Annotated in this window: 14 protein-coding genes; 11 read left to right on the top strand and 3 right to left on the bottom strand. The window is 72.4% G+C overall.

Annotated elements, in window-relative coordinates:
* The first annotated feature begins 85 nt into the window (after positions 1–85).
* The 4 genes from ispG (at position 86) to AB0O01_RS23165 (ending at position 4,752) form a co-directional block, all read left to right on the top strand.
* The gene (ispG, locus tag AB0O01_RS23180; protein ID WP_365316067.1) at positions 86–1,243 is read left to right on the top strand and encodes a flavodoxin-dependent (E)-4-hydroxy-3-methylbut-2-enyl-diphosphate synthase; all 1,158 of its coding nucleotides are present in this window, start codon (positions 86–88) and stop codon (positions 1,241–1,243) included.
* 248 nt (positions 1,244–1,491) lie between these two features.
* Complete coding sequence (locus tag AB0O01_RS23175; RefSeq protein WP_365316065.1) at positions 1,492–2,340, top strand: GNAT family N-acetyltransferase; 849 nt, start codon at positions 1,492–1,494, stop codon at positions 2,338–2,340.
* A 110-nt stretch (positions 2,341–2,450) separates the two neighbouring features.
* Positions 2,451–2,978 (top strand): GNAT family N-acetyltransferase, encoded by a 528-nt coding sequence (locus tag AB0O01_RS23170; protein ID WP_365316063.1) that lies wholly within the window; start codon positions 2,451–2,453, stop codon positions 2,976–2,978.
* Between the two features lie 73 nt (positions 2,979–3,051).
* Positions 3,052–4,752 carry a proline--tRNA ligase gene (locus AB0O01_RS23165; protein ID WP_365316062.1) on the top strand — a complete coding sequence of 567 codons (1,701 nt, stop codon included), beginning with the start codon at positions 3,052–3,054 and terminating at the stop codon, positions 4,750–4,752.
* 44 nt (positions 4,753–4,796) lie between these two features.
* Here the strand turns inward: AB0O01_RS23165 and AB0O01_RS23160 are convergent, their stop codons facing one another.
* The 3 genes from AB0O01_RS23160 to AB0O01_RS23150 are packed head-to-tail and all read right to left on the bottom strand — an operon-like array spanning position 4,797 to position 6,694.
* Positions 4,797–5,696, bottom strand: a complete 900-nt coding sequence (locus AB0O01_RS23160) for an aminoglycoside phosphotransferase family protein (protein WP_365316061.1) — start codon at positions 5,694–5,696, stop codon at positions 4,797–4,799.
* A gap of 24 nt (positions 5,697–5,720) precedes the next feature.
* A complete protein-coding gene (locus AB0O01_RS23155; RefSeq protein WP_365316059.1) occupies positions 5,721–6,191 on the bottom strand; it encodes a ferritin-like domain-containing protein in 471 nt (156 codons plus the stop codon).
* Positions 6,188–6,694 (bottom strand): hypothetical protein, encoded by a 507-nt coding sequence (locus AB0O01_RS23150; protein ID WP_365316057.1) that lies wholly within the window; start codon positions 6,692–6,694, stop codon positions 6,188–6,190. Before AB0O01_RS23150 ends, AB0O01_RS23155 begins: the two co-directional genes overlap by 4 nt.
* 292 nt (positions 6,695–6,986) lie before the next feature.
* Here AB0O01_RS23150 and rimP point away from each other — a divergent pair, with 292 nt between their 5' ends.
* The 7 genes from rimP to truB all read left to right on the top strand — a co-directional run bounded on the left by rimP (position 6,987) and on the right by truB (position 14,217).
* Positions 6,987–7,529, top strand: coding sequence for a ribosome maturation factor RimP (gene rimP, locus AB0O01_RS23145; RefSeq protein ID WP_365316055.1), 543 nt, complete (start codon positions 6,987–6,989; stop codon positions 7,527–7,529).
* Between the two features lie 2 nt (positions 7,530–7,531).
* Positions 7,532–8,542: a transcription termination factor NusA gene (nusA, locus tag AB0O01_RS23140; protein WP_365316054.1), complete on the top strand. Its 1,011-nt coding sequence runs from the start codon at positions 7,532–7,534 to the stop codon at positions 8,540–8,542.
* Between the two features lie 90 nt (positions 8,543–8,632).
* On the top strand, positions 8,633–8,923 hold the full coding sequence (locus AB0O01_RS23135) for a YlxR family protein (protein WP_365316053.1): 291 nt from the start codon (positions 8,633–8,635) through the stop codon (positions 8,921–8,923).
* Positions 8,924–9,090: 167 nt separating this feature from the next.
* Complete coding sequence (gene infB, locus AB0O01_RS23130) at positions 9,091–12,231, top strand: translation initiation factor IF-2 (protein WP_365316051.1); 3,141 nt, start codon at positions 9,091–9,093, stop codon at positions 12,229–12,231.
* 237 nt (positions 12,232–12,468) lie between these two features.
* The gene (locus tag AB0O01_RS23125; RefSeq protein WP_365316050.1) at positions 12,469–12,762 is read left to right on the top strand and encodes a DUF503 domain-containing protein; all 294 of its coding nucleotides are present in this window, start codon (positions 12,469–12,471) and stop codon (positions 12,760–12,762) included.
* A gap of 106 nt (positions 12,763–12,868) precedes the next feature.
* Positions 12,869–13,315 (top strand): 30S ribosome-binding factor RbfA, encoded by a 447-nt coding sequence (gene rbfA / locus AB0O01_RS23120; RefSeq protein ID WP_355749692.1) that lies wholly within the window; start codon positions 12,869–12,871, stop codon positions 13,313–13,315.
* Positions 13,312–14,217: a tRNA pseudouridine(55) synthase TruB gene (truB, locus tag AB0O01_RS23115; RefSeq protein WP_365316048.1), complete on the top strand. Its 906-nt coding sequence runs from the start codon at positions 13,312–13,314 to the stop codon at positions 14,215–14,217. The genes rbfA and truB overlap by 4 nt, the downstream gene beginning before the upstream one ends.
* The last annotated feature ends 230 nt before the right edge of the window (positions 14,218–14,447 follow it).

The raw sequence follows: 14,447 nt of genomic DNA, 5'->3' as shown, positions 1-14,447 counted from the left end.
TGCGGCCCGTACCGTAATCTCGAAGGCCGGAGCCCACCGCTTCTCGGGGCCGGACCTTGATCCACGACTTGGGGTTGCACAGCAGATGACTGCGATTTCTCTCGGCATGCCGACCGTCCCGCTCAAGATCGCCGAGCGCCGCAGGAGCCGGCAGATCCAGGTCGGTACCGTCGCCGTCGGCGGCGACGCCCCCGTCTCCGTGCAGTCCATGACCACGACCCGTACGTCGGACATCGGCGCCACCCTCCAGCAGATCGCCGAGCTGACCGCCTCCGGCTGCCAGATCGTCCGGGTCGCCTGCCCCACCCAGGACGACGCCGACGCGCTCGCCACGATCGCCCGCAAGTCGCAGATCCCGGTCATCGCGGACATCCACTTCCAGCCCAAGTACGTCTTCGCCGCCATCGAGGCGGGCTGCGCGGCCGTCCGGGTCAACCCGGGCAACATCAAGCAGTTCGACGACAAGGTGCGCGAGATCGCCGGCGCCGCCAAGGACCACGGCACGCCCATCCGCATCGGCGTGAACGCGGGCTCCCTGGACCGCCGCCTCCTCCAGAAGTACGGCAGGGCCACCCCCGAGGCCCTGGTCGAGTCGGCCCTCTGGGAGGCGTCCCTCTTCGAGGAGCACGGCTTCCGGGACATCAAGATCTCCGTCAAGCACAACGACCCGGTCGTCATGGTCGAGGCGTACAAGCAGCTCGCCGCCCAGTGCGACTACCCCCTCCACCTCGGTGTCACCGAGGCCGGCCCCGCCTTCCAGGGCACCATCAAGTCCGCCGTCGCCTTCGGCGCCCTGCTCTCCCAGGGCATCGGCGACACCATCCGGGTCTCCCTCTCCGCCCCGCCGGTCGAGGAGGTCAAGGTCGGCAACCAGATCCTGGAGTCCCTGAACCTCCGGCAGCGCGGCCTGGAGATCGTCTCCTGCCCCTCCTGCGGCCGGGCCCAGGTCGATGTCTACAAGCTGGCCGAGGAAGTCACCGCGGGCCTGACCGGCATGGAGGTCCCGCTCCGCGTCGCCGTCATGGGCTGTGTCGTCAACGGCCCCGGCGAGGCCCGCGAGGCCGACCTCGGCGTCGCCTCCGGCAACGGCAAGGGCCAGATCTTCGTCAAGGGCGAGGTCATCAAGACCGTCCCCGAGTCCAAGATCGTGGAAACCCTGATCGAAGAGGCCATGAAACTCGCCGAACAGATGGAAGCCGAAGGCACAGAATCCGGCGAACCCACCATCTCAGTAGCAGGCTGACCCCCTGCTTTTCAGGGGCGCGGGGAACCGCGCACCCAACCCCCACCCACCCGCACTCCTCAACTCACCCCCACCCCCACCCACCTCAGGGGCGCGGGGAACTGCGCGCCCAACCCCCACCCACCCGCACCCGCCCGCCGACAGCCCCCACCCCCCCACTAGGCGCCCGCCCCCACAGAGACGCCACCCCACAGCAACCCCAGGTACAGTGCGGAGATCAGCAAACCCCACCCCGTGAGGCCCCGCCCGTGCTGACCCAGACCACCTCCCGGGTCCTCGAACCGAGCGACCTGGACGCCGCGCTCGCCGTCCTGCACCGCGAGCCGGTGGCGAACGCCTTCGTCACCTCCCGCGTCCAGATCGCCGGCCTCGACCCCTGGCGCCTGGGCGGCGAGATGTGGGGCTGGTACGAGGACGGCATGCTGACCTCCCTCTGCTACGCGGGCGCCAACCTCGTCCCCATCTGCGCCACCCCCCGCGCCGTCCGCGCCTTCGCCGACCGCGCCCGCCGGGCGGGCCGCCGCTGCTCCTCGATCGTCGGCCCCGCCGAACCCACCACCGCCCTGTGGCGGCTCCTCGAACCCCACTGGGGCCCGCCCCGCGAGGTCCGCGCCCACCAGCCCCTCATGGTCACCGACCGCATGCCCGCCGACATCGCCCCGGACCCCTACGTCCGCCGCGTCCGCAAGGACGAGATGGAGACGATCATGCCGGCCTGCGTGGCGATGTTCACCGAGGAGGTCGGGGTCTCCCCGATGGCCGGTGACGGCGGGCTGCTCTACCAGGCCAGGGTCGCCGAACTGGTCGGCTCCGGCCGCTCCTTCGCCCGGATCGACGAGACCGGCAGGGTCGTCTTCAAGGCGGAGATCGGCGCCGCCACCGACCGCGCCTGCCAGATCCAGGGCGTCTGGGTGGCCCCCGAGTACCGGGGCCGGGGCCTGGCCGCCCCCGGCATGGCCGCGGTCCTCAAGTACGCCCTCGCCGATGTCGCCCCCGTGGTCAGCCTCTACGTCAACGACTACAACACCGCCGCCCGCCGCACCTACACCCGCGTCGGCTTCCGCGAGACCGGCGCGTTCATGAGCGTCCTCTTCTGACCACCCCGCCCCACCCGACCCCCGCCCCACCCGGCGCCCACTCCCACCCGGCTCGCACCCCACCCCCACCGCGCGCCCCCGCCCCCCACACCCCCCTGTACGCTCCCGCCATGGACCCCGTCATCGGCCCCTTGGACATGTCAGCCCACGTGGACGAGGCCCTCGCCGTCCAGGCCCTGGCCTTCGGGCTGAGCCCCGAGGAGGTCGCGGTCCGCCGCCAGATCGTGCTGCGCCACATGACCTACCCCGGCGCCCGCGCCTACGGCGCCACCGTCGCCGGACACCTGGCCGGCTTCGTCTACGGGATGCCCAACGACCGCGCCCACTGGTGGTCCACCGTCGTCGAGCCCTATCTCCGCGCCCAGGGCACCACCCACTGGCTGGACGACTCCTTCGTGATCACCGAACTCCATGTCCACCCGGCCCACCAGCACCACGGCATCGGCCGCGCCCTGATCACCACCATCACCGACACCGCCACCGAGCCCCGCTCGATCCTCTCCGCCATCGACACCGACAGCCCGGCCCGCGGTCTGTACCGCTCCCTCGGCTACACCGACCTGGCCCGCCGGGTCCACTTCCCCAGCGCCCCCAAGCCCTACGCGGTCATGGGAGCCCCGCTCCCGCTGGCGCGGTGACGGATTTCCACGTCCCCCCGCCCCCCGGCTAACCTCCTAGCCATCACCCATTCCTGGCAGGAGTACGAGAACGATGGCGAACGCACCGGTCCAGCGCATGTCCCAGTTGTTGGCGAAGACCCTGCGCGACGACCCGGCGGACGCCGAGGTCCTCAGCCACAAACTCCTCGTGCGCGCCGGGTACGTCCGCCGCACCGCCGCCGGTATCTGGTCCTGGCTGCCGCTGGGCAAGAAGGTCCTCGCCAATGTCGAGCGGATCGTCCGCGAGGAGATGGACGCGATCGGCGCCCAGGAGGTGCTGCTCCCCGCCCTCCTCCCGCGCGAGCCCTACGAGGCCACCGGCCGCTGGGACGAGTACGGCGCCGAACTCTTCCGCCTCCACGACCGCAAGGGCGGCGACTACCTCCTCGGCCCCACCCACGAGGAGATCTTCACCCTGCTGGTCAAGGACCAGGCGTCCTCGTACAAGGACCTGCCGGTGATCCTGTACCAGATCCAGACCAAGTTCCGCGACGAGGCCCGCCCCCGGGCCGGGATCCTGCGCGGCCGGGAGTTCCTGATGAAGGACTCCTACTCCTTCGACCTCACCGACGAGGGCCTGACCGAGTCCTACGGGCTGCACCGGGCCGCCTACCAGAAGGTGTTCGAGCGGCTGGGCCTCGACTACCGGATCTGCGCGGCCACCGCCGGAGCCATGGGCGGCTCCAAGTCGGAGGAGTTCCTCGCCCCCTCCGAGGCCGGCGAGGACCTCTTCGCGGACTGCCCGAACTGCTCGTTCGCCGCCAACACCGAGGCCATCACCTACGAGCTGCGCACGGTCGACGGCTCGGCCGTACCGCCCGCCGAGAACATCGACACCCCCGACACCCCCACCATCGAGACCCTGGCCGCCAAGCTCGGCGTCCCCGCCTCCGCCACCCTGAAGAACCTCCTGGTCAAGGTGGACGGCGAGATCGTCGCGGTGGGCGTCCCCGGCGACCGCGAGGTGGACCTCGGCAAGGTCGAGGCGCACTTCGCCCCGGCCGCGGTCGAACTGGTCACCGCCGAGGACTTCACCGGCCGCCCCGACCTGGTCCGCGGCTATGTCGGACCCCAGGGCCTGGCCAAGGTCACGTACCTCGCCGACCCCCGCGTGGCCCCCGGCACCGCCTGGATCACCGGCGCCAACCAGGAGCACGTCCACGCGAAGAACGTCGTCGCGGGCCGCGACTTCGAGGTCGACGCGTACGTCGATGTCGTGGTCGTCCAGGACGGCGACCCCTGCCCCAACTGCGGCACCGGCCTCACGCTGGACCGCGCCATCGAGATCGGCCACATCTTCCAGCTCGGCCGCAAGTACGCCGACGCCCTCAAGCTCGACGTCCTCGGCCAGACCGGCAAGCCGGTCCGGGTCACCATGGGCTCCTACGGCATCGGCGTCTCCCGCGCGGTCGCCGCGCTCGCCGAGCAGACCGCCGACGACAAGGGCCTGTGCTGGCCCGCCGAGGTCGCCCCCGCCGATGTCCATGTGGTCGCCGCGGGCAAGGCCCTCCAGACCGAACTGGCCCTGGACATCGCGCAGAAGCTGGCCGCCGCCGGGGTCCGGGTCCTGGTGGACGACCGGGCCGGGGTCTCCCCGGGCGTCAAGTTCACCGACTCCGAGCTGATCGGCGTACCCAAGATCCTGGTCGCGGGCCGCCGGGCGGGGGAGGGCGTGGTCGAGCTGAAGGACCGCCGCACCGGGGAGCGCGAGGAACTGCCGGTGGCGGACGCCATCGCCCTGCTCACGGCCTGACGTACGGGACCTCCTGCCGGGCGCCCGGCAGGAGGTCCGTCATGTCACAGCCACCCGGCGAACTCCAGCAGCAGCTCCGCGTCCCCCGGACGCCCCACCCGCAGCGCCCGCACCCCCGACTCCACGGCCCGGAACAGCGTCCAGCCGCGCAGCCGCTCCTGATCGACCTCCAGGGACTCCGCGAGCCGCTTGATCCGGCGCCGGGTGATCGCCGCGCCCGACGGGCTGCCGATCAGATCCTCCACCCGGTCCCGCACCAGCCGCGCCAGATCGAACGCGCACTCCCCGACCACCGGGTCCGGCCCCACCGCCAGCCACGGCATCCGCTCCGCCGACAGCACCTTGCTCTGCCGGAACGTCCCGTGCAGCAGCCGCGCCTCCGGAGGCGCGGCCAGCAGCTCCGTACGGGCGTCCAGCGCCGCGTCCACCAGCGGTGCCAGGGCGGGGTCCGCGTCCGCGCTCGCCCGCATCGCCGCCGCCTGGCGCCCGGTGCGCTCACCGACCGTCTCGAAGGCCACCCCGGGCGGCGGCTCCACCCACAGTCTGCGCAGCACCCCCGCCGCCTCCAGCAGCGCCTTGGCCTCCGCCAGCGAGCGCAGCGACACATCCTGGTGCAGCCGCTCCAGCAGCAGCGCCCCGTCCCGGACCTCGTCCGGCAGCGCCAGCACGGCACCCCGGCCGCCCCAGTGCGCGAGCGCCGCCCGCTCGCCCTCGGGCCGGGCCCGGGGCGGGGCCAGCTTCAGTACGGCGGGGAACCCGTCGGCATGGCGGACCAGCACCACCAGGCTGCTGCGGCCACCGGGCACCTGGACGCGTTCCATGCCCAACTCGCGCCGCGCGAGGGCCTCCTGAAGGGTCTCGGACAGCCGCGCCAGCCAGTCGTCACCCTCCGGTGCCGTCTCGCCCAGCGCCCTGATCAGTCGCCCCGGCGGTGCGAAAGCCATACGCGCGTCTCTTCCTTCCCTGCGTCACGCCGAGGGCGCCGGTGACGCCGAGGCGGCCTCGGACCGCTCGGCGAGACCAGGGAAGGCTACGCTGCCGCCCCGCCAGCCCACCGCCCGGACCGCCGCCTCGCGCAGCCCCTCGGCCGCCGTGGCCCGCAGCTCGCCCCCGGCGGCCCGCACCAGATCGGAGTAGACCCCGGCCACCCGGTCCTCCAGTTCCGCCGCCAGCCGCACCGCGGCCGGGGGGTCCGGCACGGAGAACGGCAGCGCGTACCCGGCCGCCGCCGCCACCGGCTCGCCGCCCCGGTCCCGCACCTGGCGGGCCAGCGCGTCACGCCGGGCGCGATGGGCGTCGTGCGCCGCCCTGGCCCGGTCCCGCCCGGCCTCGTCGATCCGGCCGCCGACGACCCCGTACCCGTACACGGCCGCGTGTTCGGCGGCCAGCGCGGCCTGGAGCGCCGTCAGCTCGGCCTCCCGGCCCGTGTCCTCGCTCATGTGTGCTCGCCCTCGGTCAGCAGAAACGCGTGCGCCGCCCCGGCCGCCGCCACCGAGGCCAGCAGCCTGGCCGTCTCGCCCGGCAGATCCAGCAGCTCGCGGGTGCGCCGGTCGGCGAGCGTCCGCTCCGCCGCCGCCAGCGCGGCCAGCGCGCCCGGCCCGTCCCCGGGGACCGGGGAGGCGGACGGCGCCGGTGATCCGCTCGGCTCCGGTGCCCCGCCGAACGCCCGCGCGTGCCGCGCGACCGCCGCCCGCAGCGGACGCAGTCGCTCCGCGAGCGCCGGGTGGGCGGCGATCACGGCGTCGTACCGCCCGGCGAGGACCTGGCTCTCGCGGGCCGCCCGCGCGCGGGCCCGGTCGTCGGCCGCCGGGTTCTCCCCGGCGGAGCCGCCCCCGTCGTCACCGTCGGTGCAGCCGGTCAGCAGCAGCGCGCCCGCGGCCGAGACGAGCAGGGTTCTTCTGCGCGGCCCGGAGCGGACACGCGACGGCGGGGTCAGCGGCACGGCAGACGTCCTCGGCGACTCGTACGAACAGATCTAAGCGGTATGAACAGTCCGGAACGGACATAAACCGGAAATGGTGGAAACCGATGGAAAGTGAACGGATGGTCGGGCCGGGCGGATCATGTGTGATCACCGTACCCGCGCCCGCCCTCCCGGCCCGTCAGCGGCACCGCTCCCGCACGCCCCCGTCCACCGCCACCCGGGTGGACGGCAACACGCCCCGCGACCGGATACCCTTTGATCAGACACGCGCCCTTCCCACAACAGCACACGCGGCCGAGGAGTCACCCGGATGAGCACCACCCAGAGCGAGAGGCTGCGAGAGCTGCTGGAACCGCTCGTCGCCTCCCAGGGACTGGATCTCGAAGAGATCGCCGTGGACTCGGTAGGTCGCAAGCGGGTGCTGCGCGTGGTCGTCGACTCCGACACCGGGGCGGATCTGGACCAGGTCGCCGATGTGAGCCGCGCGCTCTCGGCGAAGCTGGACGAGACCGACGCGATGGGTGACGGCGAGTACACCCTGGAGGTCGGCACCCCCGGCGCCGAGCGCCCCCTCACCGAGCCGCGCCACTATGTGCGCGCCACCGGCCGGCTGGTCCGCTTCCAGCTCACCGAGGGCGGCGAGGTCGTGGCGCGGATCCTGGCCGTGGACGAGGACGGCCTCGACACCGAGGTGCCCGGCGTCAAGGGCCGCAGGCCCACCGCGCGCAGACTCCCCTTCACCGGGATCGACAAGGCACGGGTCCAGGTCGAGTTCGGCCGCAAGGACCAGAACAGCGACCAGCACAGCGACCAGACGGACATGGCGGACATGACGGAAGAAGAGGAGGCGTAGCCGTGGACATCGACATGAGCGCCCTGCGGGGCTTGGTACGGGAGAAGGAGATCTCCTTCGACCTGCTGGTCGAGGCGATCGAGGCGGCCCTCCTCATCGCCTACCACCGCACCGACGGCAGCCGCCGCCACGCGCGCGTGGAGCTGAACCGGGAGACCGGCCACGTCACGGTGTGGGCGAAGGAGGACCCGGAGGACCTGGAGGAGGGGCAGGAGCCCCGCACCTTCGACGACACCCCCTCCGACTTCGGCCGGATCGCCGCGACCACCGCCAAGCAGGTCATCCTCCAGCGCCTGCGCGACGCCGAGGACGACGCCACGCTCGGCGAGTACGCGGGCCGTGAGGGCGACATCGTCACCGGGGTGGTCCAGCAGGGCCGCGACCCCAAGAACGTGCTGGTGGACATCGGCAAGCTGGAGGCCATCCTGCCGGTGCAGGAGCAGGTCCCCGGCGAGACCTACCCGCACGGCCTGCGGCTGCGGTCGTACGTCGTCCGGGTGGCCAAGGGCGTGCGCGGGCCGTCCGTCACCCTCTCGCGCACCCACCCCAATCTGGTGAAGAAGCTCTTCGCGCTGGAGGTGCCGGAGATCGCCGACGGATCCGTCGAGATCGCCGCCATCGCCCGCGAGGCCGGCCACCGCACCAAGATCGCCGTCCGCTCCACCCGTCCGGGCCTGAACGCCAAGGGGGCCTGCATCGGCCCCATGGGCGGCCGGGTGCGCAATGTGATGGGCGAGCTGAACGGCGAGAAGATCGACATCGTCGACTGGTCCGACGACCCGGCGGAGATGGTGGCCAACGCGCTGTCGCCCGCCCGGGTCTCCAAGGTCGACGTGGTGGACCTCGCCGCCCGCTCCGCGCGGGTGACGGTCCCCGACTACCAGCTCTCCCTCGCCATCGGCAAGGAGGGCCAGAACGCCCGCCTCGCCGCCCGGCTCACGGGCTGGCGGATCGACATCCGCCCGGACACCGAACAGCCCGCCGAGCAGGGCGCACCCGGCGGCGGGGAATAGATCCACGCCGAGTGTGGGTTGGATCACGACAACACGCGTTCGATTGCTGCCCCGAAGGGGTGAGGTCGGTGCGGGGAGGTAGACTGAGGAGTGTCTGGCCGGACGCACGCCACCGCACGCCCTGAGCGCACCTGTGTGGGATGCAGGCAGCGAGCGGCCAAGATCCAACTGCTGCGGATCGTGGCGGTCGGGGGCGATTGCACCCCCGATCCTCGCGGTACGCTGCCCGGCCGGGGTGCGTATGTACACCCCGCCCAGGTCTGTCTGGACCAGGCGGTACGCCGCCGGGCGTTCCCGAGGGCGTTGCGTGTCCCGGGGCCGCTCGACGTAAAGGCGTTGCGCGGGTATGTGCAGCAGGCACAGAGTGACCCGGTTGCCTGACGGGCAACACGGTAGAAAGACATGCCGTGCGGACTCCCCGCGCGGTCAGGTACCTCGCGAGTCGGAAGTAGGTCGAGATTGCGATGAGCAGCACTCGATGAGTACGCGATGAGTACGCCCATGAACTAGCGACGGTCCGGCCGCAACCCGGACCTCAGAGGAGCGAAGTGGCTAAGGTCCGGGTCTACGAACTCGCCAAGGAGTTCGGCGTGGAGAGCAAGGTCGTCATGGCCAAGCTCCAGGAACTCGGTGAATTCGTCCGTTCGGCGTCTTCGACGATCGAAGCGCCCGTAGTACGCAAGCTGACCGACGCCTTCCAGCAGGGCAGCGGCAATGGCAGGTCCGCCGCCAAGCCCGCCCCCCGGAAGGCGGCCCCCAAGCCCGGCGCGCCGTCCCCGGCGCAGGCCGGCCGTCCCGCTGCCCCGAAGCCCGGCGCCCCGCGCCCGGCCCCCGTGCAGCAGCCCGCGGCCCCGGCGGCCTCCGCCGCCCCGGCCGCTCCGGCAACCCCCGCGGCGCCCGCCGCCCCGGCCGCGACGCCGGGCCAGGGCCCGCGTCCCACGCCGGGTCCCCGCCCCGCGCCCAAGCCGGCTCCGGCCGCCCCGGAGTTCACCGCTCCGCCGGCGCCCACCACCCCGGCTCCCGCCGCGTCCTCGCCCCGGCCCAACGCGGGTCCGCGCCCCGGCGCGCCCCGTCCGGGGGGTCGCCCCTCCGGTCCCGGCCAGGGTCAGGGGCAGGGTCAGGGCCAGTCGCGTCCCGGCCAGGGCGCCCCGCGCCCCGGTGGCCAGGGCCAGGGCCAGCGTCCCGGCGGTGCCCGTCCCTCGGGTCCCCGTCCGGGCAACAACCCCTTCACCTCCGGCGGCAACGCCGGTATGGCCCGTCCGCAGTCGCCGCGTCCCCAGGGCGCGCGTCCCGGCCCCGGCGGTCCCGGTGGCGGCGGTCCCCGTCCCCAGGCGCCCGGCGCCCAGGGCGGCGGCGGTCCGCGTCCCCAGGCCCCCGGCGGCAACCGGCCGAGCCCCGGCTCGATGCCGCGTCCGCAGGGCGGCGGTCCGCGTCCCGGCGGCGGTCCCGCGGGTCCCCGTCCGAACCCCGGCATGATGCCGCAGCGTCCGGCTGCCGGTCCGCGTCCCGGTGGCGGTGGCCCCGGTGGCCGCGGTCCCGGTGGCGGCGGTCGCGGTCCCGGCGGTGGCGGCGGTCGTCCCGGCGGTGGCGGTGGCGGCTTCGCCCGTCCCGGTGGCGGCGGTGGCGGTTTCGCCGGCCGTCCCGGCGGTCCCGGTGGCGGTGGCGGCGGTTTCGCCGGTCGTCCCGGTGGTCCCGGTGGCGGTGGCGGCGGTGGCCGTCCCGGCTTCGGCGGCCGTCCCGGCGGTCCCGGTGGCCGCGGTGGCACGCAGGGCGCCTTCGGCCGTCCCGGCGGTCCGGCCCGGCGTGGCCGCAAGTCGAAGCGGCAGCGGCGCCAGGAGTACGAGGCCATGCAGGCCCCGAGCGTCGGCGGCGTGATGCTGCCGCAGGGCAACGGCGAGTCGATCCGGCTCTCCCGCGGCGCGTCGCTCACCGACTTCGCGGAGAAGATCAGCGCCAACCCGGCGTCCCTCGTCGCGGTCATGATGAACCTCGGCGAGATGGTCACGGCCACCCAGTCCGTCTCCGACGAGACGCTGGAACTCCTCGCGAGCGAGATGAACTACACGGTTCAGATCGTCAGCCCCGAGGAGGAGGACCGCGAGCTGCTGGAGTCCTTCGACATCGAGTTCGGCGAGGACGAGGGCGGCGAGGAGGACCTGGTGGTCCGTCCGCCGGTCGTCACCGTCATGGGTCACGTCGACCACGGAAAGACCCGGCTGCTCGACGCCATCCGCAAGACCAACGTCATCGCGGGCGAGGCCGGCGGCATCACCCAGCACATCGGTGCCTACCAGGTCGCGACCGAGGTCAACGACGAAGAGCGCAAGATCACCTTCATCGACACCCCGGGTCACGAGGCGTTCACCGCCATGCGTGCCCGCGGTGCCCGGTCGACCGACATCGCGATCCTGGTCGTCGCGGCCAACGACGGCGTCATGCCGCAGACGGTCGAGGCGCTCAACCACGCGAAGGCGGCCGACGTCCCGATCGTGGTCGCGGTCAACAAGATCGACGTCGAGGGCGCCGACCCGACCAAGGTGCGCGGCCAGCTCACCGAGTTCGGGCTGGTGGCCGAGGAGTACGGCGGCGAGACCATGTTCGTCGACATCTCCGCCAAGCAGGGGCTGCACATCGACTCCCTGCTGGAGGCCGTGGTCCTCACCGCGGACGCCTCGCTCGACCTGCGGGCCAACCCGCACCAGGACGCGCAGGGCATCTCGATCGAGTCCCGGCTCGACCGCGGGCGCGGTGCCGTCTCCACGGTCCTCGTCCAGCGAGGCACCCTGCGGGTCGGCGACACCATGGTCGTGGGCGACGCCTACGGCCGGGTCCGCGCCATGCTCGACGACAACGGCAACAATGTCGCCGAGGCCGGTCCCTCGACGCCGGTCCAGGTCCTCGGCCTGACCAACGTCCCGGGTGCCGGTGACAACTTCCTGGTGGTCGAGGAGGACCGTACGGCCCGCCAGATCGCCGAGAAGCGTGCCGCCCGCGAGCGCAACGCGGCCTTCGCCAAGCGCACGCGCCGTGTCTCGCTGGAGGATCTGGACAAGGTCCTGAAGGCCGGCGAGGTCCAGCAGCTCAACCTGATCATCAAGGGCGACGCGTCCGGATCGGTCGAGGCGCTGGAATCCTCCCTGCTCCAGTTGGACGTCGGCGAAGAGGTCGACATCCGGGTTCTGCACCGCGGTGTCGGTGCGGTCACGGAGTCGGACATCGACCTCGCGATGGGCTCCGACGCCATCGTCATCGGCTTCAACGTCCGCGCGGCCGGCCGTGCCGCGCAGATGGCCGAGCGCGAGGGTGTGGACGTCCGCTACTACTCGGTCATCTACCAGGCGATCGAGGAGATCGAGGCGGCCCTCAAGGGCATGCTCAAGCCGGAGTTCGAAGAGGTCGAGCTGGGTACGGCGGAGATCCGCGAGGTCTTCCGCTCCTCCAAGCTCGGCAACATCGCGGGTGTCCTCATCCGCTCCGGCGAGGTCAAGCGCAACACCAAGGCCCGGCTCATCCGCGACGGCAAGGTCATCGCGGAGAACCTCAACATCGACGGCCTGCGCCGCTTCAAGGACGACGTCACCGAGATCCGCGAGGGCTTCGAGGGCGGTATCAACCTCGGAAACTTCAACGACATCAAGATCGACGACGTCATCGCGACGTACGAGATGCGCGAGAAGCCGAGGGTGTAAACCCGAAGCGGGCTGGCCGACGGGACGCACGTCCCGTCGGCCAGCCCCGCTTTAGGGGCGCGGGGAACTGCGCGACCAGCCACACTCCACCTGCACTCACCCACTCACCTCAGGCCCTATGGCGAGGCGGGTACGGGGGCGCAGCCCCCGTCAAAACCCCATAGAGCCGGCGGCAGCCACCCGGTACCGTTCGAAGCCGATACCGATCCCGACCCGGCGGGTGAACCGGCTACACACATGTACGTGGGGACTCTGTCCTTCGACCTGCTCCTCGGCGACGTCCACTCGCTGAAGGAGAAACGCTCCCTGGTCCGCCCCATCGTCGCCGAGCTGCACCGCAAGTACGCGGTCAGCGCGGCCGAGACCGGCCATCAGGACCTGCACCGCAGGGCCGAGATCGGGCTCGCGGTGGTCTCCGGCGACCCGGCGCACCTCACCGACGTACTGGACCGCTGTGAGCGGCTGGTCGCGGCGCGGCCCGAGGTGGAACTGCTCTCGGTTCGACGCAGGCTCCACAGCGACGAAGACTGAGAAGCGCCCCCCGCGGCGCACCCAGCACACCGAACACCGAACCACCGAATGACCGAACCACCGAACCACCGAATCACCGAGAAGAAAGCACTAAGGAGACGGACCAGTGGCCGACAACGCGCGTGCCAAGAGGCTGGCGGACCTCATCCGAGAGGTGGTGGCGCAGAAGCTCCAGCGCGGAATCAAGGACCCGCGGCTCGGCTCGCACGTCACCATCACGGACACCCGGGTCACGGGTGACCTCAGGGAGGCGACCGTCTTCTACACCGTGTACGGCGACGACGAGGAGCGGGCCGAGGCCGCCGCCGGTCTGGAGAGCGCCAAGGGCATCCTGCGCTCCGAGGTCGGCAAGGCCGCGGGCGTGAAGTTCACCCCGACCCTCGCCTTCGTCGCCGACGCCCTGCCGGACAACGCGAAGACCATCGAGGACCTGCTCGACAAGGCCCGCCAGTCCGACGAGAAGGTGCGTCAGGCGTCCTCCGGCGCCACCTACGCCGGAGAGGCCGACCCGTACAAGAAGCCCGGTGACGACGAGGACGACGCCGCCGAATGACGCACAAGCCCACCCCGCCCGACGGCCTGGTCATCGTCGACAAGCCGTCGGGCTTCACCTCGCACGACGTGGTCGCCAAGATGCGCGGCATCGCCCGCACCCGCCGCGTCGGCCACGCCGGCACCCTCGACCCGATGGCGACGGGCGTCCTCGTCCTCGGCATCGAGCGCGCCACCAAGCTCCTCGGGCACCTCGCGCTGACCGAGAAGGAGTACCTGGGCACGATCCGCCTGGGCCAGACCACCGTCACCGACGACGCCGAGGGCGAGATCACGGGGTCGGTCGACGCCTCGAAGGTCACCCGCGACGCTGTCGACGCCGGGGTCGCCGCGCTGACCGGCGCGATCATGCAGGTGCCGTCCAAGGTCAGCGCCATCAAGATCGACGGGGTGCGGTCCTACAAGCGGGCCCGCGAGGGCGAGGAGTTCGAGATCCCCGCCCGGCCCGTCACGGTCTCCTCGTTCGATGTGTACGACGTCCGGGACGCTGTCGCCGAGGACGGCACCCCCGTCGTCGACCTGGTCGTCTCCGTCGTCTGCTCCTCCGGCACCTATATCCGGGCCCTCGCCCGCGACCTGGGCGCCGGGCTGGGCGTCGGCGGCCATCTCACCGCGCTGCGCCGCACCCGGGTCGGGCCCTACAAGCTCGATGCCGCCCGCACCCTGGACCAGCTCCAGCAGGAGCTGGCGGTGATGCCGGTCGCCGAGGCCGCCGCCGCCGCGTTCCCCCGCTGGGACGTGGACCAGCGCCGGGCCCGGCTGCTCACCAACGGGGTCCGGCTGGAACTGCCCGAGGAGTACGCGGGCGCCGGTGCCGTCGCCGTGTTCGGGCCGGACGGGGGGCTGCTCGCCCTGGTGGAGGACCAGAAGGGCAAGGCCAAGAGCCTCGCGGTCTTCGCCTGAGCTGTGGGTCCTTCCCGAGAGGTGCCTTGACCTGTCGGTCTGTCCAGGGATGTGCCCTGAGCTACTGGCCCTCCCGGGAAGTGCCCTGAGCTGTCGGCCCTCCCGGGAGGTGCCCTGACCTGTGGGTCCGTCCCGGGAGGTGTCCGTGGAGCGGCGGTCACGGGGTCGTGTCTGTCCGCCGCTCCACGGTCCCCCCTCGGTTCCCCCACCCCTAGGGATATCCAGCCGAC

The organism is Streptomyces sp. NPDC093252 (genome assembly GCF_040683675.1).
Classification (GTDB): Bacteria; Actinomycetota; Actinomycetes; order Streptomycetales; family Streptomycetaceae; genus Streptomyces.
The sequence above is the reverse complement of the archived record's forward strand: the minus strand, read 5'-3'. Positions and strand labels throughout refer to the sequence as shown.